General features: G+C 65.2%; 1 protein-coding gene. It reads left to right on the forward strand.

Going from position 1 to position 943, the window contains the following annotated elements; translation table 11 throughout:
- Positions 1 to 856: IS1380 family transposase (locus HLH25_RS19900; protein WP_182975732.1), on the forward strand; the 856-nt coding region annotated here is incomplete at its 5' end.
- Positions 857 to 943: the final 87 nt, after the last annotated feature.

Below are 943 nucleotides of genomic sequence, written 5' to 3' on the forward strand. Positions count from 1 at the left end.
CGGCCATCAGGAAGGACGGTTTTTTCATGGCTATTACGACCGCTACTGTTACCTGCCGCTCTACATCTTCTGCGGCAGACACCTGCTGGCATCGAAGCTGCGCCCGTCGAACATCGATGGCGCGGCTGGCGCGCGGGAGGAGGTCGCCCGGATCGTCGGCCAGATCCGACGTCGCTGGCCGCGCGTGCGGATCCTGCTGCGCGCCGATGGCGGCTTCTGTCGCGAAACGCTGATGGCCTGGTGCGAGGCCAACCGTGTCGATTTCCTGTTCGGGCTCGCGCGCAATGCACGGCTGGTCGCGGAGATCGCGGGTGAACTGGCGGCTGCCGAGGCCGAAAGCGCACGAACGGGCCGACCTGCGCGCCGATACCGGGATTTCCGCTGGCTGACCCGCGACAGCTGGAGCCGGGCACGGCGTGTCGTCGGCAAGGCGGAATGGACCAATGAGGCCGCCAATCCGCGCTTTGTCGTGACTTCGCTGTCACCCGCCGAAGCCAGGGCACGTCACCTGTATGAGACAATCTACTGCGCTCGAGGCGAGATGGAGAACCGGATCAAGGAATGCCAGCTTGACCTTTTTGCCGACCGGACGTCTTCGGGAACCATGCGCGCCAACCAGTTGCGCCTCTGGTTCGCCTCCATGGCCTATGTCCTGCTGTGTGCCCTGCGGCGGATCGGACTGGCCCACACGCAGTTCGCCACCGCCACCTGCGGCACGATCCGCCTCAAGCTGCTCAAGATGGGTGCCCAGGTCATCCGCAGCGTCCGGCGGATGCGGATCTCCATGGCGTCAGCCTGCCCCTGGCAATACGAGTTCGGGCTCGCCCATGCCTTGCTCACAAACGCCGCCCGCTGACGAAACAGACACCGCAAGGCGCCATGCCCACGCGTCTGATCCCCGTCAAAGCGGGCATGGATGGCGCGTGCCCAAAATTCGGTTTCC

This window comes from Gluconacetobacter dulcium (genome assembly GCF_014174165.1).
In the GTDB taxonomy this organism is placed as follows: Bacteria; Pseudomonadota; Alphaproteobacteria; order Acetobacterales; family Acetobacteraceae; genus Gluconacetobacter; species Gluconacetobacter dulcium.